The sequence below is a fragment of the Cellvibrio sp. PSBB023 genome, assembly GCF_002007605.1.
Classification (GTDB): domain Bacteria; phylum Pseudomonadota; class Gammaproteobacteria; order Pseudomonadales; family Cellvibrionaceae; genus Cellvibrio.
Genome location: NZ_CP019799.1, coordinates 3,854,754 through 3,875,829, shown reverse-complemented (window position 1 = coordinate 3,875,829; position 21,076 = coordinate 3,854,754). Strand labels below are relative to the sequence as shown.

Genomic DNA, 21,076 nt, shown 5'->3' with positions numbered 1-21,076 from the left:
TCACATCCCGTTATATTTACTGCGGCGTCAAGCGCAACACAGCAACGCTGTGTGCTGCCATGGTCAGGTTTAATTTTTCTGCAGTGGAACCCTTGCCGCCATTCCAGATATCGCGCCAGGTAAATTTTTTCTTATCAAAGAAAATTTCGTGTTTGCTGATGTCGTCTTTCAGGTAATGAAAATTCCAATCCAGACTGTAATTCATGCTGGTATCGGCGCGATTTAAAAAGAGCACGGCGTAATCACCTTTCTCCAGTGGTTTGACATAAATTTCAATATCACCTTCGTCAATCCACTTCATGGCTTGAATGCCGAGCTTGTCCTGATTGATGGCGAGCATGTCTTTATTGGTGAGGATTTTTTTGGTTGCTTCGCTCATAGTACGCAAATCATTACCGGCAATCAGTGGCGATGCCATGATGGCCCACAGTGAAAAATGCGCGCGGTCTTCGTCTTCACTCATACCATTGCCCACCTCCATCATGTCCATGTCATTCCAATGACCGGGGCCTGCGTATTTGCGCAGACCCGCTTGTTTGTCCAGAATGGGCAACACGCCAAAGGACGACCATGAACCGTGGTTGTGTTCACAGCTCCAGCAAGGGTAAATATCGCCGGTAGTGCGCCATGAGTGCCCTACATTCTGCGCCCACTCCCAGGGTTTGTTATCGCCCCATTCGCAAATACTGAACAACATAGGGCGACCCGCTTTATGAATCGCATCGCGCATGGTGGCGTAAGCCGATTTTGGATTGATATCCTGGGTATCGCACCAATCGTATTTCACATAATCAATGCCCCAGCTCGCATAGGTCAGCGCATCCTGATACTCATGACCGCGACTGCCCGGACGACCGGCACAGGTGGTATTGCCCGCATCCGAATAAATGCCCAGCTTTAACCCTTTACTGTGTACATAATCCGCCAAGGCTTTCATGCCCGACGGGAAATGTTTTTTATCAACCTGGATAAAACCATTTTTATCGCGCTCACCGTGCCAGCAATCGTCGATATTTATATATTCATAACCCGCCGCTTTCATGCCCGACGACACCATGGCATCGGCCATTTCGCGAATCATTTGTTCGTTCACATCACAGGCAAAGGTATTCCAACTGTTCCATCCCAATTGCGGTGTTTTGGCGATCTGTTCAAATTTTTGTGCATGAGCATTAAATGCGACCGACAGCGACGCAGCGAACACAACCACTGCCATGATTAATTTTTTTATCATCTTTTTTACCTTTTTTTGTCGTGGTTTTTTTAAACGATTTTCAAACCTTTCTTTATATTAATAATCCGATAATTTAATGCAATGTTAAAAAAAACTGCAATTTTCATTGCAGTTTTTTACTGGGTGATGAGCACCTTATTTTGGCTGAAAACGTGTATTAAATTCTTTAAGGATGGCGATGGTGGAAGCATCTGTATCGAACACGCCATACATACCCTGCTCCTCCTGAGGTGGGTCTCCCATCAAATCATCGCCTTCCTGCCACCAATAATTAGCACGTGTGGTGCGACCATAACCATTCCAGGCCCAAATGTTATAACCGGCACTGGGCTCGCCTTGCTCCAGGCTTGTCAACATGAATTCAAATACACCGCGAAAATAGTTGTCGCGGTATTCGGTGGTGGAATCTATGGCATAAGAACCCATGTCGCGATCCAAACCAAACTCTTCCAACACCAAGGGTTTATTCAACTGTTTGGCAATATCGATGTGCATGCGCATATAGTGCTGCGCTTTTTCCCATGCCGATGGCCAGGTTTCTGCGGGTTTGGTTTTATCGAACCAGCTCCAATTGCGAATCCACATATGGTAGGTGAGATAATCAATCGCTGGGGTCGCATGGGCGCGCACGAATACATCCAAATCATTAACCGATCCCATTTCCCCTTCGCTACCACTACTCACTAAATGATACGGGTCCAAGGTTTTAATATAGGCAGCGGCAGCGTGAACCCAATCGATATAAATTTGTTTTTCTTCGGCAGTAGTTTGCGAGTTGCCAGGGCGCGGCTCGTTTGCCAACTGCCAGGACATAATCGTGGCGTCATCCACATAGGCTTTACCATTGATGGTATTCACGCGGGTGATAATTTTTTTCAAGGTGTTGCGATATTCCTGCTGCGCTTTTTCGCTGCGGTAGAAACTCGCCGACTTGGCCATAAAGGCTTCCCATTGATTGGTGACATTAGGGTCTTGCACCGGCTCGCCATCAATCCAACTCATGTATTGGGTCATGCCGCCCGACCACTGCCAGAAATTATTAAAATACAACACCACAGTCATATCGCGCTTGGCCAACTCTACCAATAAATAATCCAGCCCCTGCAACAGGCTTTCATCGTAGTTGCCAAACCCATTAGTCACTGCGGGCTTTACCGCTGAATTAATGTCGCTTTTTTCCGATACCGCCAATACGCGCAAATTATTCACGCCAATGGATTGCAAATTATCCAACTCTTTTGCCAAACGCTCGCGATCACCCACGTCATTTGGCGCGCCCAGATAGGCGGCATACCACATATTCACACCGGTAATCACATAGGGTTTGCCGTGCAATTCAAAATGGCCACCATTGACGCGCACAAATTGTGTATGCGCGGGTGGCGCTGTTACTTCAGCCTGTTTTTCTGCGATGTTATTTTTTGCGGTATTGTTTTCTGCAACAGGCGCTTGTTTGCTGCAGGCAGATAACAACAAAAGGGACAGAAGCCCGATAAAGAGCATACTCATTTTTTTCATGGTCTATTCCACGCTGGAGGTTTGTATTCTTGTGATGCAATAGCTACTGCCGTGCAGTAGCTGCGTACAAATCATTTTTATTGTTATCAGGAAGTTGCCCGTAGACGCTACGCAACCTGATTAACCACATTGCCCTGTAAATAGCGCATCGCTTCCATCATGGCGCGGCCATTGTGATAAGGACATTTCCAGAAACCCACTTTGTAGTGAGGTGTCGCACTGGGCGCGTGCAGGCGCGATAGCCACAACCACTCACCCGCTTCACTATCAATTTGATATTTTTTAATAAACGCCCACACGGCTTCTGCCGCTGCCATATATTTTTGCTCGCCACTCACGCTATAGGCATAGAGGAAACCAACCAAGGCTTCGGCTTGCACCCACCACACTGTGTCGTCATTTACTGTCGCGCTGGCGAAGTCGTAAGAGTCCAGCACTTGCCCCAATTCACCGACACCTTCTTGCAAGGTGACGTCGGCAATGCGCAATAATGTGGGGGTCAGTTCACGGGTATAAGTGTCATCACCCAGGGATTCCAGCGCTTTAGCAATTAACCAACTGGCTTCAATGTCGTGACCATAGGTATAACCGGGAGAAAAATCGTTCCACTGCACATCCATAAACATACGCAGGTGATGCGTGTTTCTGTCGATCATGTAGCGATCAAACATCTCGATGTTATATTTCAGTGCCGCCTGAACCTCGGATGCAGGATGAGCCTGATACAAGGTGGTATAGGCTTCCAGAATATGCAGGTGGGTATTTTGTGATTTGGGATAATTCAAATCTTTTTCGCTGAGACGCAAATCGTCAATCACACCCCAGTCGCGGGTAAAGGCTTCAAGGTAGCCTTGGTTGACACTATCAATTGCATGCTGCTCAACCAACTGAAAACACTCCAGCGCACGGGCAAGTGCTTGCGCATCACCCGTGAGTTGGAAATAAGCGCAAAGGGCATAAATAGTAAATGCCTGGGCGTAGACTTGCTTCTTGGTATTGATGGGCACACCGGCCGCATCCAACTCCCAATACACGCCGCCATGCTTCTCATCAAAAAAGTGTGCAATCAAATAAGCGTAGGCGCGTTCGGCACAGTCGCGATAAACAGGATTATTAATCTGCTGCGCGGCTTCACTGAAGAACCACAAGATGCGCGCATTCAAAATAATACCTTTACTGGCACCGGACACGGGCAGGTTATCTGCCCCTATCTCACCGTAAAAACCACCCTGTTGCTGATCGATTGCATGGCTTGCCCACCAATCAGCAATCGCGATAAGTTCTGCGCGAAATTCTTGCTGCAACACAACAGCAGATGAAGGAAGCATGGCGACATTCATGGGCTTACACCAAGTCCTTCAGGATTTGCAGGTTAGCGCTGATCAATTCATTGCGCACCGCAACCGATGCCGCTGAACGCAGGCCATCTTCCGGTGTGTTTTTGCAATAGTCGATCAGTTTTTCCACGGTTGATGTAGCCACATGCATACGTGTGTCGGATGAAGCGTAATAGACAAACACTTCATTTTTTTCATTCACAATCCAGCCGTTGGAAAACGCCACGTTGGATACATCGCCCACACGCTCTGCGCCGTGTGGTGCAATAAAGTGACCCGCTGGGCGATGGGTAACAACCCAGGGGCGCTCCAACTCAGTCATGAACATGTAGAGCACATAACGCAAACCGGCAGCGGTATTGCGCACACCGTGAGCGAGGTTCAACCAACCTTCAGGCGTTTTAATCGGCGCGGGGCCCTGGCCATTTTTCACTTCTTTGATGGTGTGATAGACCTTGCCATCCACAATCACTTCCGATTTCACTTCGGCCTTGGTCATATCGTCTACCAAGCCCCAACCAATACCACCACCGGCGCCAACGCTGATGAATCCATCTTGCGGGCGAGTGAACAAACCGTATTTGCCGTCGATAAATTCCGGGTGCAATACCACGTTGCGCTGCTGACCGGAGTAGGTCACCAAATCGGGCAAGCGCTCCCAATTAATCAAATCTTTGGTGCGGGCGATACCGCATTGCGCCTCCGCCGCCGAGGTATCGTTCGGGTGATTTAAATCTTTGCGCTCGGTGCAGAACAGGCCGTAAATATAGCCATCTTCATGTTGGGTCAGGCGCATGTCATACACGTTAGTATCCGGGCGATCGGTTTCCGGCATAGTGATGGGGTAATCCCAAAAGCGGAAATTGTCGATACCATTGGGGCTTTCCGCAATCGCAAAAAACGATTTACGATCCACACCTTCTACGCGCACAGCGAGAATATATTTTCCGTTCCAATACATAGCACCGGAATTGAACGCAGCGTTAATGCCCTGGCGCTCCATCAAATGCGGATTGGTTTTTTCATTTAAATCGTAACGCCAAAAAATAGGCGCGTGTTCCGCGGTGAGAATAGGGTTCTCATAGGTGGTGTAAATGCCATTGCCTTTTGCCGACGGATTATTTTTTTTGCCAATCAGCGCGTTGTGCTCTTGTAACAGCGCCTTGGCTTTTTCGTTGAAACTACTCATGTACTGAATACTCCGATGAGTTTGGGTTGTGTCCAGCGATGCGCGGATACATCGCCGATAAAAAGTAATCGATTACACCTTGCGGGAAATTTTTTTGCGACGTCACAACCCGGCACGTCGCATAGGCAAAACGGAATCACCTCAGGATTTGGCCACCAGCGCCTCATCGTTAGTGCCTTGCACCGCAGAAACCGGTGTATCTGCCGGATAATCCTCAAGTTTTTTGTACCAGTTAAACCACAGGAAAATACTGGTTACTACCGCGATTGCCATCGCCACGATAAATTCAGGCCAGTGTTTGATGACCATAAAAATGGGCGCGGCTACCAGTGCGGTTTGCCACACAATACCAACCACGACATTGACGGCATCGCGCACAAAATCTTTGTTGGCACCGACTTGCGGATAATCTTTTTGCACCTCAGCCAATACCGGTCCCCAGAAACCCCAAGGGCGCACTTTGGTATAAAACTTTTTCAGTACCGCCATATCGTCAGGCTTGGTTAATAGCGAACCGATGACACAAGCGGCTATACAAGCCAGGAACATAAAGGGGAAAGCCTGAATCGGTGCGATATCGGTAAAAATCAACGGGAAGGCAATGGCAAAACCGGTGAGCATGCCCCAGAAATAACCGTAACCATTAAATCGCCACCAGTACCACTTCAACACGTTAGACGCGGTGTAACCGCCATAGAGCGCGCTGACCAGCCATTGAATAACCTGATTGAGTGTGGGAATAAAAAAGCCAATCGCCACACCAAAAATCACAAACAATACGGAAATCAAATAACTCATTTTCACGTAGGTTTTGGGATCTGCATCAGCATTGATATAACGCTTGTAGAGATCATTCACAACATAGGCAGGCGCCGCATTAACCGTTGCCGCAAAAGTGGACATAAAGGCCGCCAGCAAACCGGCAATTAATAGCCCCAATAATCCACTGGGCAAAATATCGCCCGCCAATACCATCGGTAAAATTTGTTCAAAGTCGAGCTTGTCGCCCATGGCATTGAGGTCGCCCATAAATAACCCCAGCGCCAATACGGTGAGGCCAGCGATCAGCATGTAACGTGGGAACATCAACACTACGGTGACAAACCCGCTCATTTTAGCGGCTTCTTTTGGCGTTTTAGCGGAGAGCACACGTTGCATATCATAAGTGGGCTGGGGACCAGCCATACTTTGCAACATGCCTTTAAACAGCATTAACATGAAAAATATTGCAAACAATTCGTAGCCATCGGCATCGATTTTACTTTGCGCTGCCGCGAGTTTTTCTGACCAATCTACGTGCAGTTCCCAACTGAACAAAATGCTGGTCCAACCATCGGGAATCGCGGCGTTTAACATCTCGGGAGAAATGCGCTGCATAGCAATCACACCCACGGCAATACAGGCGATAGTCATCATGAAAAATTGCAACACTTCAGTAAACACCACACTGAACATGCCGCCCTTCACTACATACAAGGTGGTAATCGCGGTGATAATCAATCCGTAACACACATCGTTCAGGTGTGGATCTTCAGCCAATTGCCAAGGCATAAATACCGCCGCAAATTTACCAATACCGATAAATCCGTAAGCAATAAATCCAATCACATTCACCAGCGCAAATAACACCACAATCAAATGGGATAAACGCGCACCCTTGCCTTCACCGAAGCGAAAGGTAATCCACTCAGCACCGGTCATCACACCAGAGCGACGCAACCACGCCGAGAGAAACACCATCAAAAAGATTTGATTAAAAACAGGCCAGAGCCAGGGAATAAAAACACTGGTAAGCCCATAGACAAACAGCAGATACACCAACCACATAGTGCCGGAAATATCGAACATGCCGGATGCATTGGATAATCCCAACTGCCACCAGGACAGCTTGTTACCACCGAGGAAATAACTTTTTATATCTTTGGACGCACGACTGGAGATCCAAAAACCAACCACCAAGGTTGCAGCAACATAGGCGAGAATAATCGCTATATCCAAAACAGGAAGATTCATTCAACACATTCCAAATTTATTATGTGGATCGACACTAATCGCTTTTCTTATCTGATCTGTTACTTCCGTGCATCACCTTGCAGCGCAACACGGCAAGGGGCAGGCTCAGGGAAAACCGCATAGACAAATGAATTCAGGAGGCACTACCCTGTGGATATAGCACAACTGACAATAAGCATCTAAATGTTGAACTAATGTAACCGTTTACATTTTATTTTTCTAGTCTCTTGTGGTGAGCTGTAGTAAATTTTCAGTCAAATAAGTAATTTTCTGGGTAATTCCACACCCAATCACCCATCACCGGCTCCCTAAGGTCGTTTTTTATGTCCAATATTCGCGATGTTGCACGCTTGGCTGGCGTATCCGTTGCAACTGTTTCACGAGCCCTGAGCAACCCGGAAAAAGTCTCCGCCGAAAGCCTGGACAAGGTACACACCGCCATCGCCCAGGTCGGCTATCGCCCCAACATGCTCGCCCGCAACTTCCGCTCGGCACGCGCCTATGCCGTGGTTGTGCTGGTGCCCGATATCGCCAACCCCTTCTATTCACTCTTTATTCGCGCACTGGAAGACCGCGCCCAACAAAAGGGCTATGCCGTGCTCCTGGGCGACACCCGCGGCACTCCCGAACGCGAAATGGAGTACATCCGCCGCGTGGAAACCCGCTTGGCCGATGGCATAGTGCAATTGCGCCCAAGCTCGGAAAAAAGCCAAAACAACATCCCGCCCGATATTCCCTGTGTCAATGCCTGTGGCTGCGAATACACCACTGGCCCGGCAATTCGTATCGACAACCGCGCTGCCGCCAAAACCATGGTGAATTATCTGATCAGCCTTGGACACAAGCGCATTGGCGTGATCTCCGGCCTGAAAGACAACCCTCACGCCATTGATCGTCTGGAAGGTTATAAAGAAGCACTGGCAGAAGCAGGCATTCCTTTTGAGAAAGACCTGATTGCCGAAGGTGACTTCACCATGTGGTCCGGCCTAAACGCCGCCTTCCAGTTCTGCAATATGAAAGTGCGCCCCACCGCCATTTTCTCCATGAACGATGAAATGGCGATTGGTGCCATGCAAACCTTAAAGAACCAAGGAATTCGCATTCCGGAAGATATGTCAGTCACCGGCTTCGACGATATCGCCTACGCCAAATATTCCGACCCCAGCCTGACCACCATTTCACAACCCGCGGAAGAAATGGGAAAAATGGCGATGGATATGCTGCTGAAAGTTATTGAAGGCGAGCCACTGAGCCAGCGCGAATGTGTACTGCCAACCGAATTTATTATTCGCAAAAGTACCGGCCCGTTGTTAGCCAAAAAATAAAAGCTTAAACGTAAAAAACCGGCGAGAGATTCTCGCCGGTTTTTTATTTAATAGTTATTACCAAAAATTAAGAGCGCAAATAGACCCGCCAATTAGAGCAACCACCCTGAACATAATATTCACCGCTGGCTGACCAGAATGAGCAGGTTGCGCCCAATGAAGTATAATTTGTCGCTACTCCAACTCTATAGCTACCAGAGCTGCATGAAATTTGATATTCCTTATAAAGATAACTACCTCCGCCAGTGCTATATACCTGCGTAAAGGTACAACCACCGTAAGAATTACCGAGAGCAGGATCGCCGTATTCTGCCACTTTTTGATCTGCATGGGCGACAGCAGAAAGTCCTAACGCCATAACAATAGCGGCAACAAATTTGAACTTCATATTAACTCCTTGTGTTAACTATTATCGGCCCTGCGTCATGCGTCGCTCTCGGGTGAGTGATAAATTTGGCCGTTATTTATCGCGATACTACTCCCTTCCTGATGGAATTTTTGCGCACCATTTTTATTGAAAAATGCTATTACCCTGCGAAGAGATATACATAACCACCTCGCCCTTTTCCTGGTTACGAAAATAGGTAATGGTGTCATTTGAAACAGGATTTTGCTTGATCAGCGATTGCCATACAGCATGATAGGCCGCGTCAGCGCTGGCATCATCTTGTGATGGGATAGTGATTTTGCAGGTGGCCGAGCGACAACTCATATGCGAGGGAACATAGGCTGTCAGCGACGCAGAATCCGTAAATGCCGATAATAATTTACCTTCTTGAACTGCTGCCCATTGGTAATCGACAGCTTCCGCCTCATAGCGAAGGTTAGCTTCATCAACCACTGGTTTTTTATGATCGGCCGCAACAAATTTCCTGAATGCATCAATGTGTTGCTGTTGTGCTTCACGCTCTTTTATAAGCGCGTCCATGTCTGCAACTTTTTGCGCTTGCGGCACGGCCGCAACAACTTGATTGGCGATTAGATTTTTATCTTCAGCAATAACGGGAGGATGGGAAACAGGTTGCGCCAAGGCATGAGGTTCTACAATAAGAGAGGCAGCCAGAGATATGGGTTCATCCGCACAGGTATGAGCTGATGATTCTTGTATAGCGAGGTATTTCTTTGTTGCTGTAAACGTTATAAAAACCGTCAGCATAACGGTCACAGCAATCATGCTAGCGATTTTAGAGAAGCCCATCCGTAGTACCTGCTGTTAATAATATTGCGCAACAGCATGCATACTAGACGACAACAAGGAAACTGCAAGCGACAAGCAAGCGTTGATATTTTTTTGGCGCGCAAATTATTTTTCACCTGGAAAAACAAGCTTGCATGGGATGTTAATGAGCTTTTATTTTTATCAGTAAAAGCGCGCAGCTCTTTTTAGCAGCGCGCCCAATAAAATATTATTGTTTTTCGACCCAATCAAAATGATCCAACAACTCCATCGCCGCTACAATCAAGTGATAAAGCGTACTGGCGGGCGCCACATCCACAACCACTTCGTCGTTAGCACCGCGTTGATCCACGTAGGAACCAGGCGTTGATGCACAGAGGTAGTATGTGAATAAATCATCCACGCCCTTGATCGCAATAGCCTCCGCATCCGGATGTCCTGCACGGATTTGCACCAAGCTTGCTTTGATAAGTTCGGTAATTCCCCAGCAGCGCTTGTTAGGGTCGATCACTTCACCGGTATAACTCACGGCATCAAATAACAAACCGGATTTATCCATGCCAATTTCCAACCCGCGCGCATACAACATCTGTGTATATTGTGCGACAGGGCGCCCCGTGCGACGGTGATACCAATCGAGCAGCCACACCCACTCCATCATATGACCGGGTTCAACCATATCGCCTTTTGCGTTAGGCAACCGTACCCAGTTATCGTCAAAAAACTCAAACAACACACCGTGCTCTGCGTCGAAAAAATGCGTCTGCACCAGCGCAAATAATTCCCCGACACGCGCCAGATATTTTGCATCGCCGGTCGCATCATAAAGCGCAAGAAAAGCTTCAAATAAATGCATGTGTGGATTTTGGCGGCGACAGGCATAGTCGTAATCGCCCTCGACCCAGCCACCGACAACCGAACCAAATTTTTCATCAAGGTGGGCGATTAATTTATCGGCCTCCTGCAAGTAAGCCTCTTCGTTGAAGGCGCGATAACACCAGGCATTGGCGAGCAGAAAAAAAGCATGGTCGTAAAGATCTTGCTTGATATCCACCACCACAAAATCTTTGTTCAACAAATGGGTATAACCGGCACCGGCGGTGGGATGGGCGGCAGTGCGCTGCACAAACGCCAACAGTTTCTTGGCGACATCCTTACCCTCGGGGCACCAACCGCGATGATAGGCGGCGGCAAAAAAGAATGCTTGCCGGGCCTGCACGCGTACGCGGGTGCTGGACTCAAGATCCGGCACACCTGCTGGCGTCAATCGCTCGTAACTGGCGCCGGTATTCGGCTCTATTCCGCGTGCCAACCAAAGCGGCAGGGCATCCTGTCTGATCCAATGTTCAAGGCGACTTGCTGCCGCACGCAATGCTTGTGACATAAAGAATCCATTTACCGCCAAATGCGGTTGCTGTGAGTGGGGGATTAACGGGGATTATGGCTGATTGAGTAGGCATTTTGCGCGGCGCATTCGCGGGGCGCAAATAAAAAAACCCCGGAAAACCGGGGTAAAAAACACAACAGCGGGCTATGGCTTAACAATTAATCACTAACAACTGCCAGCAATACCTACAGAAACGACGAGGATTCCTCGCCCAGACTGTAAACGGTTACCAGCAAATAACCATGAATAAAAAGGCCTTAGCGAGAGCATTATGGATAAAAATGTAACCGGTTTCAACACTTTTACACTAATGCTAGGATTTTGGTGCAAAGCAACAGGCAGATAAGATTGCAGCAGGCATAAAAAACCCCGGATAACCGGGGTTCTTCATAACAGCTACCGAGGGTTATTGCGGCAGGAAATCAAAGGTTTGATTGAGTGTGGTGCGTATCACGTTGGAGGCAGGAAAGCTGATCAAACGGATCCGCTGCAGGATTTTGCTTTCCAGATCGCTGTCGCCCAACTCGCTGGATACCAGTGTCGCCTCAACAATTTTACCGCTGGGGTCGATCACAATTTTTACCACCATTTTGCCTTCCAAGGCAGCATTCTGACGCAAGGCGCGGTTGTAGATCGAATAGATAGCGCCCTTATGCTGCTCCATGATTTTGCGCATTTCCTCTTCGCTGCGCGCTGCGCCACCTGCACCATTGCTATTGCCTGCCGTCGCCTGGGCAGATTTTTTGCCTGCCTCGGCCAAGCCACTGGTTACCTTGGTTGTCTCGCGACCAGACAGGGCAACGCCACCGGTATCGCGGCTTAATGCCGCGGTATTGATGCCGCCACTGGCAGTTTTGGCGCCGCTGGTAATCATAGCGCGATCCAATTGGGCGGCCTCGCCCGTACTGTTGGTCACCGTCGTTGACGCCGTTTCAACGGCCGAGGTTTGCATCATCTCGCGCATTTCCGCGAGGTCATCCTTAAATTGCATGACACCGGTATTAGCCGCCTGTTCACGCGCTTTTTCCAGCGCTTCTTTGGGTGGTGGCGCCGTCGGCTTTTTCACTGGCTCCGGTGGTTTGACGACCGGCTCAGGCTTTTTTTCTTCCACTTTCGGTTCGGGCTTTTTTTCCTCTACCTTGGGCGGTTCGACGGGTTTCGGCTCAGGCAATACCTGTTTCTCCAATACCACGCGCGCTAACTGTGGTGGCAGTTTTTCTTTTTCCGCGCGGCTGATCTCAGGCACATTGCTAATAGTGACCGCAATACTGAGCACCAACAACACCACAAAACTCGCTGAAAGAATTTTGGTAAAGCGCTGATCATCCTGAATAGATGAGCTCCAGGGCAGCTGCAAATTTAACAGGGAGCTGGCCATTTCAACCCTCCCCATTATTAGCAGCAGGTAACTCTTTTTTCGTCACGGCCAAGGAGATATCGCGATACTCCGCTCCCGCGCAGGTCGCCATCACTTTTTTCAATAACTGGTAAGGCACTTTTTGATCAGCCATTACTGTGACCGGGCGCCCCGTTAATTGATTTTTTTCCGTTAATGGTCCGGCTTTTTCGGCATGGTATTTTAATTCCTGAGCCAGTGGTTCAAATTTATCGCCCTCGGTTGCCAGTAAATCAGCCACCGAACCCACGGCACGACCCGCAACAACCACATCGGTTGCACTGATTAATACCAACAAATTATTTTCCGGCACTTGCTCTGAAAAAGAGGCCGGCAATTTAATACTTTTGTCCGTTTGCAAAACCTCTACATCGCCTGAGTTCACCAACAGGAAAAATACCAGGATGGTAAAAATATCCATGAGTGAAACCAGGTTTAGTTTGGAACCTTGTTTTAACCGGCGATGGTGTTTTGCCATGCGTTTTGCGCGCAGGGATTGCTTCATGGTGTAGCCCCCTGTGCGGCGCCACTCACGGCCGATGTCTGGCCACCGGGTGGAGGGGCATCGCCCAATGAAATTTCCGGAAACAATTCAGCATCTACCACACTGGCAGCGACCACCGCTTTAAATGAACGCACAGTGTCCATAGTACTGACCAAGGTTTGGTAATCTGTATCTTTTTCCGAGAGGATATAAATATCTTTTTTCTGGATACCCTTGTCTTCCAATAAACGTTTGGTTTCTTGCAGGACTGTTGCCAGCAACGCAAAGTCATATTGGCCATCGGCCGTTTTTTCTACCCATTTTAATTTAATGCCTGCGGGATAATTCACTTCAAATTTATCAGCGCGAATAATTAATTCCAATTGCTGCGGAGGCTCTTCCGTTGGCGGTGTGCTGGCGTCGGCCATATCCGGCAATTTGAGATCCAACACAGTGGTGCGTGCGAGCACCATGCTCATCAACAATACCGGCACCAATATGATCATCAGATTCATAAAGGAGGTGATATCGAGATCTGGATCCTCTTTAAAACGGCGTTTTATACGCATAGGATTTTCCCCAATAAATACAACTGCTGATTGCGTAATAACTCAATGGGCAGTGGGCTTATTGAGCAGCTGACTGTGGTTTAACAGCCGATTCCGGTGCACGCGTACGCTGCGGCACTTCGCTGCTATGCGCAATAATATTCAGACATTTCACGCCGGCCATTTCCAGGCTATCAATAATTTCCGTGGTTTTACTTTGAATCATGGAGTGAACAAGCAGCAGCGGAATCGCCGCGATCAAACCAAACGCGGTGGTATTCATCGCAACCGCAATAGACGATGACAAGAGCGCTGCTTTTTCCGCCGGGTCTGCACTGGCCACTGCGGTAAAGGCTTGAATCAAACCGATAATGGTACCGAGCAATCCCAACAGGGTGGCAATGTTGGCCAGGGTTGCCAAATAGGCAGTGCGCTTCTCCAGGCGCGGCATGGCTTCCATGACGCCCTCTTCCATTGCCAATTCAATATCATCACGACGCGGTGATTGCGCCATGCGGGTAATTCCCGCAGCAATAATACGGGCGATAGGTGCACTGCTGGTTTTGCCCAGATTAACAACGCTGTTGTAATCCTTTTTTTGCAAGAGCGGCAAAATGCGATCAAACGCCTGGCGATTGGATGACTTGGCTGCCGAAAGCACTAACCAGCGCTCAATCGCAATCGCAATACCCACAACCAACACAATGGCGATGGGATACATAAAGGCGCCGCCTTCTTGGAAAAAACGAATCAAAGTATCCATAACGTGTATTAACCTCAACAAAGAATGTAAGTAAAAATAATCAATTATTCCTCAGCGTCCAACTCGCCCGCTGCTTCCAAATGACGCTGTAATTCATCGCGTTCCAAATGCCCAAAGACTGAATCAGCCTCGCTGCCTAACATTTCCATTTCCAGCTCCGGGCTGAGAGGAGATTGCCAGGGCAGAATATACATTACACGCGGTTGTTCCTGATTGCCGGTAACCGTTGTGCGTAAATTAATACTGGCTTCGCCGATAGTTGCCGCATTGCTCTGTGCAGTATTTTCTGCTGCCTGTCGCGGAGCAGTTTGTTGTTGCTCTGTTTGCTCTGAAGATGTTTGCTGTTGTTCTTGCGCAAGATCTTGCGCCGTTACCGTAAATGAGCAGAACATCATCAATAGTAGAAAGATTTTATTCATTGCTTTCACCTTCAACCGCTGCCGGAGCAGCTTCCGCCGCTTTAGGTTTAGCGGTAATCCCCAAGCGACGCTGCAGGTCGGCAATCCAGCTTTTGACTTGTTTATCCTCGCCGCCCACTAACTGCAAATAAGCTTCGTAATGTGGCAATGCCTCTGCACTTTTACCCAGATACAAATCGTACAAAATAGCGATATTTTTATGGCTCTCGGCATGATAAGGCCAAACGCTCAGCGCTTTTTTGTAATTGCTTTCGGCGGCAGAAAAATTACCTGATTCACGCTGCAAAATGGCCAACTGGTTGTAGGCATCCAGATTGGTATGATTTGCTGCAATCGCATCGTTAAACGCTTGCTCGGCACGTTTATTTTCCTGCTGCGCGCGGTACACCAGACCCAGGTTCAAATAAGCCCCCGAAAGTTTAGGGTTGGCCACAGTGATTTTTTGTAGCAAACCCTCGGCTTGTGCCCATTGTTTATTGCGCATAGCGCGGGTGGCATCTGCAAACTGTTGACTGATCTCGCGGCTCACCGAGGGTTTGTTTTGCAAATAGGGATTTGGCGTAGCGGGCCCTACCGGCAAAATACTGGCGCCGGGGGCAGCAATAGCGTCCTCGGCAACGGATTTATTGCTTCCGCCCGTCGATTTTTTTGGCGCACTGCTTGAACAGGCAACTAACACACTCGTCGCCATTACCAATAACCACAGCGCTGCGCGTTTAGTGAATATCATTGCTCACCTCCACGCGGGTTTCTGTTTTGTTGTAGCGTGCTGGCAGCAGTTTGGCGAGCGCATCAAAACTGCGTTTGACTCCATCGTCATAAGTGCCTTTCCAACTGCGCTGGGCATTGGCCTGGTGAATTTCAATCGCTTTTTCTTCAAACGGATAAGCTTGCTCTTCCAGCAGGATTTCGTACTGCTCCAGGGCCAATTCATCCAATTCTTTGGGACGCTGTGAAGCCATTAAATCGCGGCTGAGCTGCGCATAAATTTCACCGATTTTAAAACTGGCGTCGGTAGTAAATTCAGCCACACCATACCCCAGCACTTGCTCCTGTGCTTTAAGTGCTTTTTCCAGTGCAGCACGCTTGCGCTGCAAACTATTTTTGAGCGGCAAGGTGAGCGGGATGCGAGTGAACTCATCGTATGCGGGCTGGGCTAATTCAGCTTGCGCACTGGCTGCCAGATAAGTGGAGCGATCTGTTTTGGCACTGCCCGCGCGCTGATGGCTGTTAATAATATTTTGCAACCAGTAATTGCGTTTATCGCGCTCGCCAGAAGCGCGATACAGCTCAGTCAATTTAAATTGCGCTTCCAAATTGTTCGCCAGCGGGCGCGGATATTCGGTAGCGTAGCGACGATATTGTTCAATCGCCTGTGTGCGCTTGCCAGATTTTTCATACAGCTCAGCGCCCATAAATAGGGATTGGCGTTTCACATCCGGATCGGTGCTGGTGCGTTCCATTACCACCAATTCATCGGCAGCTTGTTGCCATTTGTTCTGGTTTTGGTAAATCAGCACCATCTTCGCCGGCAGCGTTGCCGTGAGCGCATGGCTGGGATATTTTTTGCGGAAACCCAAATACACATTTTCAGCCTGCGCCCATTTTTCCTGCTCAATTAAATAGACACCGGCATCGTATTGCGCCTTGGCGGCAATCTCGGTGTTGGGCGTCAGTTGCGTAATGCGCATCAACTGGGCGATGGCGGTATCTTTATCACCAAAGGTTAAACTGGCTTCCGCCTGCTGATAAATGCTGGCCGCAATTCGCTCCTGCACTTGTTGAACACTGGGCACCCCCGGATTTTTACCGTACACAGGCAAGAGGTTGAGCACTTGCATGTAAGCCTGTTCCGCCGCCGCGTATTCTTTGGTTTCAAAACGGCTGTGCCCGAGAATCAGCCAGCTTGAAAATAACAGCGAGCCCTCTGCCGCTGGCTGCCATTGGATCACCCGCTCGGCAATCTGCTTGGCATCTTCATAACTGTTTTGTTGCAGCAAATCATTAGCTGCTTCGGCCAATACCACCACCGCACGCGGATCTGTTTTATACACATCGGCAAAATTCAACGCGTTTTGAATTTTGCGGCGCTGCCATTCTTCCAAGCGATTATCAGGCAGGCTACGGGCCGATTGAATTAATTGTTGCGGCAATAAAATTGCAGCGTAACCGGCATCGGCCCCGCGCAGTTTATCCATATAGCCGTAAGCCACTTGTTCATAGGCTTCCATGGCTGCCGGTAAATCGCCGGCTTCATTCAAACACTCGGCGAGTAAAAATGTCATCTCGGCGACTTGCGCATCCTTGGCAAAGGTTTGCACAAATTCGCGATACCATTTTGCCGCACGCGCAAACGCACGCATGGCTTCGCTGTTATTTTTGAGTTTTAAGGCTTGTGCTTGCGCATGTTCAAACTGCGCCAATTCCTGCAAAGACTGATGCAAGTAGGCGAGCGAGTTATTGCCAATCACGCCTTTGCGGCTGGTCCAATAGCTACTGCTAATGCCGTAGCGCTCTACAAAATCCTGTTTCGCAGGCAAAATCAAACTGGGGAAATTGCCTTCCTGGTACACATCAATCACCTTGATGCTGAAGCTCGGGGCAAAATCCGACGCGGGATTATGTTGTACAAAATGTTGATAAGTTTCTGCGCTATCGGTGTAGCGTTTTTGTTCGAGATACAACTGGCCCAATTGTTGGTAGAGCATGTATTCGTAAGGGCGACGACTGCCCAACTCAGTCTGCAAACTGACAATCGATTTGGCGCCCTCAAGGTAGGAGAGCGACAAGCCCATTACCCGCAATGTATCTTTCACTAAATTGGCTTTTGAGGGACCTATATCTGCCAACACGGCATCCACTTGTTCAGGTGTTGCGGCACTGCCTAGCAATTGATCCAACACCTGCGCAAAGGACAGCAGCGCCAGATCGTAGTCGCTGCGTTTAAATTGCGCCCAGCCGCGCATATAGAGCGCATTTTGTTTCAATTCAGGGCTGTTGCCATTCACCACGGCAGCATAGTTGCGCTCAGCAGCGGCGTAATCGCCATCGGCAAAGGATTTTTCAGCGCGACGAAATTGGGTTTCTGCCATAAAACCGGAATCGGGATTGGTATTGGCTAACTGATCCAACACCTGCGCCGCTTCATCGTTGCGACCATCCAGCGACAAGGCCTTTGCCAATTTGTAGCGCAATTGATCTGCCGCGATACCATTCACCGGCACGGCGCTGTCGTTTTGTAATTTGAGCAACTCGCTGTACATGGCGACCGGCTTGTCATAAAAGCGGCGCATGTCCGTTGCATCCAGTTGCGCTTTTTCACTGCGCGCCATTTCCAAATCGGCCAGACGCACCAAAATTTGTTGGCGTAATTTAGGTTCGTCGGCCACCGCCAAGGCGCGCTGATAACTTTGCTCAATACGCGCCACATCCAACACCGCCACTTTCGCTTTGGTATCGGGCAATTTTGCCTCAGGCAAATTGGCCAGGGTTTTACCGCGCCCCTCATCGCCCAGGCCAACATAGCTGCAACCTTGCAGTTGAATGCTGGCGATAATGACTAATCCAAGCAGTCGCTTCATTCCGGTTGTCTCCGCAATTCCGCGTCATACAAACGCGCGACCGCAAGGTGCGCTTGTGACAAATAATTTTTTAAGCGTTTTTCATGGCTCGCTAACTGCTGATCCACTTGCTCGCGCAATACGCGGGTTTGTTGGGCGATCAAACGCTCAGTCGCCTGCAATTGCGTTGCAGTTTCCGTTTGCAAAGTCTGCAAACGCGCCAATACCGGTTGAATATCCAAACTGGTTGCAGTGATTTCATCGATATGGGTTTGGGTTTTAATCACGCTGGCCAGAGCGCTGTCGATCTGCGCCAGTTCACGCTGCTGCTCCGCCAGTGCAATGGGATAGTGCTGCGCCGCGCGCCAGAGCAGGATGCCCGCAAAAAGTCTATGGCGCTGAGCCACATCATCCGTCTGCTGACCTGCGGCTTGCATCCGCACGATGGTTTGCCCGGCGCGCGTAACACGCTCTTGCAATGCGCGGGTATCGCTATCGGCCAGGGCGAGGTAATCCTCAGCGGCAATAATTTGTTGCAAACGCGCGGCAAATTGATCGCGACGCTGTTGCAAGGCCTGTGCTTGTGCTGCATAGGCGGCTTGGGTTAATTGTTGTTCCTGACGGCTGCGCAGTGCTTGTTTTTCCAACAAGAGTTCACGATAGGCGCTCAGCTTGGGTTGCCAGTCTTGCAGCAATCGCTGCAAACGCAATAAATCGCGCAGCTCTAATACAGCCGTCTGAAAACGGGTTTGTGCAAATAATTCGCGCATGTAGGCCGAGCGGGTTTTAATAATGCTGGTGCTATCGAGCTTCAACCAATTTTGGCCGTCATCCGTTACAACAGCAGTCAGCCCTTCTCCGTCACCGGCGGCTTGCAATTGTTCGCGGGCTTCTTCGGCGGCCAATGGTTTGGCATCGATCAGTGTCAGCAATTCACCTTCCGTGAGGGTTTCGCGCATATCGCGAATTAATTGAATCTCACGCGCCAGCAATTCTTCGGCAGTTTCATAGGCGGCCACCGCTTCACCCGGTGCATTTAATTTTTCATAGGCGAAGGGCAAGGCGAGCAGGGATTCCTGTACGGCAGGGTAAATCAAACTGCGCGAGCGCAATAATTGCCAGGGTTGTAATGCTTTGGCGTATTCCTCTTGGGCGACAGCGGCCCAACCATAGCCCAACAGTGCCTGGTTGGCATAAATCCCCTCAAGCCGCACTTTGGTAAATTCGCGAATCGCCGCTGCGTATTTTTTTTCCGCGAGATAGGAATAACCCAACGCCGTGTAGGATTTATCTTGCAGTGCCCACTGTGCGGCGCGGGTGCGCGGGTCTTTGGCGATGTCTATATCTGCCAGTGCGTTAAAAAAAGTTTGCGCCTGGGCAAAATCGCCTTCACGCGCATGCGCCGCGCCGAGGTTGAACAAGGCGTAAGGGCTCCAGGCACGCAACTCGCGCTGTGCTACGCCCTTGGGGTTGAGTTCCGCGTAGCGCTTGTCACGAATCTGGATGTTGATTTGCAAGGCTTGCAGTTGTGCGCGCAATGCGGGTTTGAAATCGGCACTGACACGATTGAAGCTCTGCTCTGCCGCTGCCCAATCGCCGCGGGTGTAATAGAGCTTACCGAGGTAGAACCAGGCCGCATCACGCACTGACTGGGGGCGACGCTCATCTTGCAAAATACGACTGAAGACGGATTCCGCATGGTTCTGCATACCAAAGGCGAGACTGATGCCGCCGGCAATTAATTCCGGGTTATCGCTATGCCCCTGAATGCCGTCGCGGCTGTCCGCCACCATCAACTCGGCGATGGCGTTAACGTAGTCCTGCTGGTAGTAGTGATAGAGCGCGACACCATAGCGCAAGTCGGCCACAGCAGTTTTGGGCTTTTCGTCGGCCTGTACGGAAAACGCCGTTGCAAGCAACGGCGACACCAACAGACTCACCAATCGGGCGCGAAGCAGACGCATTACATCTGCCATTGTTTGATCGAGAATTCAGGTTGCATCTGGGCGGTGGAATCGACAATTTTCAATTCCAGCACCACCGGTTCCTGACCTTTATTGATGGTGATTTTGGCACCGCGTTTATAGTCCTGCTGCGGTCCACGGCCTGTGAAAAAGGCACTGATTTCATGCTCGCCGCTTTTTAAATTGCCCACATACAAACGCTGCACACCACCGCGAAACAGCGCGCTGGTTTGTTTGTCGGTGTAGAGTTCACTCGCGACCAACTGGTTATTAATTTCCAGTTTGATGGCATCCAGCGCAAAATACTTGCCCAGATCCATAGAGACATAAACCGCAATTTGGGTGCTGGCGGGATAGAGCAATTCCTCTTCCAGGATCAGCAGGTCGCGGTTCAGCGTCAGCACTGATTCCTTGAGTGATTCAACCTGACCGGCAGTGGCCGAGGGCGTCGCTTGTTGGGCCCAAGCCTGGCTGGATAGCAGTTGACCAACAATGACCACAAGTGAGAGCAACGCAGCCAGATAAAACCTGTGGCGCAAGAGGTGAAGCATGGTCTATCTCCGAAGAATTGATGGATGGCCAGTGAGGCGTCACCCGGCAATCAGAATGCACTTAGCATTTTGTAGACCAACTGCTCCAACGCCGGTAAAAGCGAGCCATTCTAGAAGCCCGATCACTTTTTAAATGTGACGCTGAGCACAGTTAATCTGGCGCCTCAGTTACTTTTTAGCCTGACCGGGTTTCAGTTTTTGGGTGATTAGT

18 protein-coding genes are annotated in these 21,076 nt (G+C 49.5%); 1 reads left to right on the top strand and 17 read right to left on the bottom strand.

The features are described from left to right. Positions 1-16: 16 nt before the first annotated feature. From aga27 to B0D95_RS16655, 5 genes are all read right to left on the bottom strand, one after another. Entirely contained in the window at positions 17-1,216 is a 1,200-nt protein-coding gene (aga27, locus tag B0D95_RS16675) for an alpha-galactosidase Aga27 (protein WP_371453686.1), read from the bottom strand. Between the two features lie 153 nt (positions 1,217-1,369). After that, positions 1,370-2,752, bottom strand: a complete 1,383-nt coding sequence (locus tag B0D95_RS16670) for a mannanase (RefSeq protein WP_078044953.1) — start codon at positions 2,750-2,752, stop codon at positions 1,370-1,372. 107 nt (positions 2,753-2,859) lie between these two features. Next, positions 2,860-4,092 (bottom strand): cellobiose 2-epimerase EpiA, encoded by a 1,233-nt coding sequence (epiA, locus tag B0D95_RS16665; protein WP_078044952.1) that lies wholly within the window; start codon positions 4,090-4,092, stop codon positions 2,860-2,862. A gap of 4 nt (positions 4,093-4,096) precedes the next feature. Then, a complete protein-coding gene (gene mgp130, locus B0D95_RS16660) occupies positions 4,097-5,278 on the bottom strand; it encodes a 4-O-beta-d-mannosyl-d-glucose phosphorylase Mgp130 (RefSeq protein WP_078044951.1) in 1,182 nt (393 codons plus the stop codon). A 141-nt stretch (positions 5,279-5,419) separates the two neighbouring features. Next, positions 5,420-7,291: a sodium:solute symporter family protein gene (locus B0D95_RS16655; RefSeq protein WP_078044950.1), complete on the bottom strand. Its 1,872-nt coding sequence runs from the start codon at positions 7,289-7,291 to the stop codon at positions 5,420-5,422. 323 nt (positions 7,292-7,614) lie between these two features. Here B0D95_RS16655 and B0D95_RS16650 point away from each other — a divergent pair, with 323 nt between their 5' ends. Then, the gene (locus tag B0D95_RS16650; protein ID WP_078044949.1) at positions 7,615-8,616 is read left to right on the top strand and encodes a LacI family DNA-binding transcriptional regulator; all 1,002 of its coding nucleotides are present in this window, start codon (positions 7,615-7,617) and stop codon (positions 8,614-8,616) included. A gap of 67 nt (positions 8,617-8,683) precedes the next feature. Here the strand turns inward: B0D95_RS16650 and B0D95_RS20485 are convergent, their stop codons facing one another. The 12 genes from B0D95_RS20485 to B0D95_RS16595 form a co-directional block, all read right to left on the bottom strand. Further along, positions 8,684-9,004, bottom strand: a complete 321-nt coding sequence (locus B0D95_RS20485; RefSeq protein WP_149867942.1) for a hypothetical protein — start codon at positions 9,002-9,004, stop codon at positions 8,684-8,686. Positions 9,005-9,127: 123 nt separating this feature from the next. After that, complete coding sequence (locus tag B0D95_RS16645; protein ID WP_078044948.1) at positions 9,128-9,814, bottom strand: hypothetical protein; 687 nt, start codon at positions 9,812-9,814, stop codon at positions 9,128-9,130. A 208-nt stretch (positions 9,815-10,022) separates the two neighbouring features. Further along, the gene (locus tag B0D95_RS16640) at positions 10,023-11,177 is read right to left on the bottom strand and encodes an AGE family epimerase/isomerase (RefSeq protein ID WP_078044947.1); all 1,155 of its coding nucleotides are present in this window, start codon (positions 11,175-11,177) and stop codon (positions 10,023-10,025) included. Between the two features lie 409 nt (positions 11,178-11,586). Continuing rightward, on the bottom strand, positions 11,587-12,558 hold the full coding sequence (locus tag B0D95_RS16635; RefSeq protein ID WP_078044946.1) for an AgmX/PglI C-terminal domain-containing protein: 972 nt from the start codon (positions 12,556-12,558) through the stop codon (positions 11,587-11,589). 1 nt (position 12,559) lies between these two features. After that, positions 12,560-13,081 (bottom strand): biopolymer transporter ExbD, encoded by a 522-nt coding sequence (locus B0D95_RS16630; protein WP_078044945.1) that lies wholly within the window; start codon positions 13,079-13,081, stop codon positions 12,560-12,562. Further along, on the bottom strand, positions 13,078-13,629 hold the full coding sequence (locus tag B0D95_RS16625; protein WP_078044944.1) for a biopolymer transporter ExbD: 552 nt from the start codon (positions 13,627-13,629) through the stop codon (positions 13,078-13,080). Before B0D95_RS16625 ends, B0D95_RS16630 begins: the two co-directional genes overlap by 4 nt. Before the next feature lie 58 nt (positions 13,630-13,687). Next, on the bottom strand, positions 13,688-14,371 hold the full coding sequence (locus B0D95_RS16620; RefSeq protein WP_078044943.1) for a MotA/TolQ/ExbB proton channel family protein: 684 nt from the start codon (positions 14,369-14,371) through the stop codon (positions 13,688-13,690). A 44-nt stretch (positions 14,372-14,415) separates the two neighbouring features. Then, complete coding sequence (locus tag B0D95_RS16615; RefSeq protein WP_078044942.1) at positions 14,416-14,790, bottom strand: hypothetical protein; 375 nt, start codon at positions 14,788-14,790, stop codon at positions 14,416-14,418. After that, positions 14,783-15,520 (bottom strand): tetratricopeptide repeat protein, encoded by a 738-nt coding sequence (locus B0D95_RS16610; RefSeq protein ID WP_078044941.1) that lies wholly within the window; start codon positions 15,518-15,520, stop codon positions 14,783-14,785. The genes B0D95_RS16615 and B0D95_RS16610 overlap by 8 nt, the downstream gene beginning before the upstream one ends. Further along, a complete protein-coding gene (locus tag B0D95_RS16605) occupies positions 15,507-18,371 on the bottom strand; it encodes a tetratricopeptide repeat protein (protein WP_078044940.1) in 2,865 nt (954 codons plus the stop codon). Before B0D95_RS16605 ends, B0D95_RS16610 begins: the two co-directional genes overlap by 14 nt. Beyond that, on the bottom strand, positions 18,368-20,314 hold the full coding sequence (locus tag B0D95_RS16600) for a hypothetical protein (RefSeq protein WP_246841633.1): 1,947 nt from the start codon (positions 20,312-20,314) through the stop codon (positions 18,368-18,370). Before B0D95_RS16600 ends, B0D95_RS16605 begins: the two co-directional genes overlap by 4 nt. Next, positions 20,314-20,865: an AraC family transcriptional regulator gene (locus B0D95_RS16595; protein ID WP_168172473.1), complete on the bottom strand. Its 552-nt coding sequence runs from the start codon at positions 20,863-20,865 to the stop codon at positions 20,314-20,316. Before B0D95_RS16595 ends, B0D95_RS16600 begins: the two co-directional genes overlap by 1 nt. Between the last annotated feature and the right edge of the window lie 211 nt (positions 20,866-21,076).

Bases quoted from the DNA above. Each gene is read 5' to 3' on its own strand.
- aga27 (WP_371453686.1), bottom strand. From the start codon at position 1,216: ATGGCAGTGGTTGTGTTCGCTGCGTCGCTGTCGGTCGCATTTAATGCT.
- B0D95_RS16670 (WP_078044953.1), bottom strand. From the start codon at position 2,752: ATGAAAAAAATGAGTATGCTCTTTATCGGGCTTCTGTCCCTTTTGTTG.
- epiA (WP_078044952.1), bottom strand. From the start codon at position 4,092: ATGAATGTCGCCATGCTTCCTTCATCTGCTGTTGTGTTGCAGCAAGAA.
- mgp130 (WP_078044951.1), bottom strand. From the start codon at position 5,278: ATGAGTAGTTTCAACGAAAAAGCCAAGGCGCTGTTACAAGAGCACAAC.
- B0D95_RS16655 (WP_078044950.1), bottom strand. From the start codon at position 7,291: ATGAATCTTCCTGTTTTGGATATAGCGATTATTCTCGCCTATGTTGCT.
- B0D95_RS16650 (WP_078044949.1), top strand. From the start codon at position 7,615: ATGTCCAATATTCGCGATGTTGCACGCTTGGCTGGCGTATCCGTTGCA.
- B0D95_RS20485 (WP_149867942.1), bottom strand. From the start codon at position 9,004: ATGAAGTTCAAATTTGTTGCCGCTATTGTTATGGCGTTAGGACTTTCT.
- B0D95_RS16645 (WP_078044948.1), bottom strand. From the start codon at position 9,814: ATGGGCTTCTCTAAAATCGCTAGCATGATTGCTGTGACCGTTATGCTG.
- B0D95_RS16640 (WP_078044947.1), bottom strand. From the start codon at position 11,177: ATGTCACAAGCATTGCGTGCGGCAGCAAGTCGCCTTGAACATTGGATC.
- B0D95_RS16635 (WP_078044946.1), bottom strand. From the start codon at position 12,558: ATGGCCAGCTCCCTGTTAAATTTGCAGCTGCCCTGGAGCTCATCTATT.
- B0D95_RS16630 (WP_078044945.1), bottom strand. From the start codon at position 13,081: ATGAAGCAATCCCTGCGCGCAAAACGCATGGCAAAACACCATCGCCGG.
- B0D95_RS16625 (WP_078044944.1), bottom strand. From the start codon at position 13,629: ATGCGTATAAAACGCCGTTTTAAAGAGGATCCAGATCTCGATATCACC.
- B0D95_RS16620 (WP_078044943.1), bottom strand. From the start codon at position 14,371: ATGGATACTTTGATTCGTTTTTTCCAAGAAGGCGGCGCCTTTATGTAT.
- B0D95_RS16615 (WP_078044942.1), bottom strand. From the start codon at position 14,790: ATGAATAAAATCTTTCTACTATTGATGATGTTCTGCTCATTTACGGTA.
- B0D95_RS16610 (WP_078044941.1), bottom strand. From the start codon at position 15,520: ATGATATTCACTAAACGCGCAGCGCTGTGGTTATTGGTAATGGCGACG.
- B0D95_RS16605 (WP_078044940.1), bottom strand. From the start codon at position 18,371: ATGAAGCGACTGCTTGGATTAGTCATTATCGCCAGCATTCAACTGCAA.
- B0D95_RS16600 (WP_246841633.1), bottom strand. From the start codon at position 20,314: ATGCGTCTGCTTCGCGCCCGATTGGTGAGTCTGTTGGTGTCGCCGTTG.
- B0D95_RS16595 (WP_168172473.1), bottom strand. From the start codon at position 20,865: ATGCTTCACCTCTTGCGCCACAGGTTTTATCTGGCTGCGTTGCTCTCA.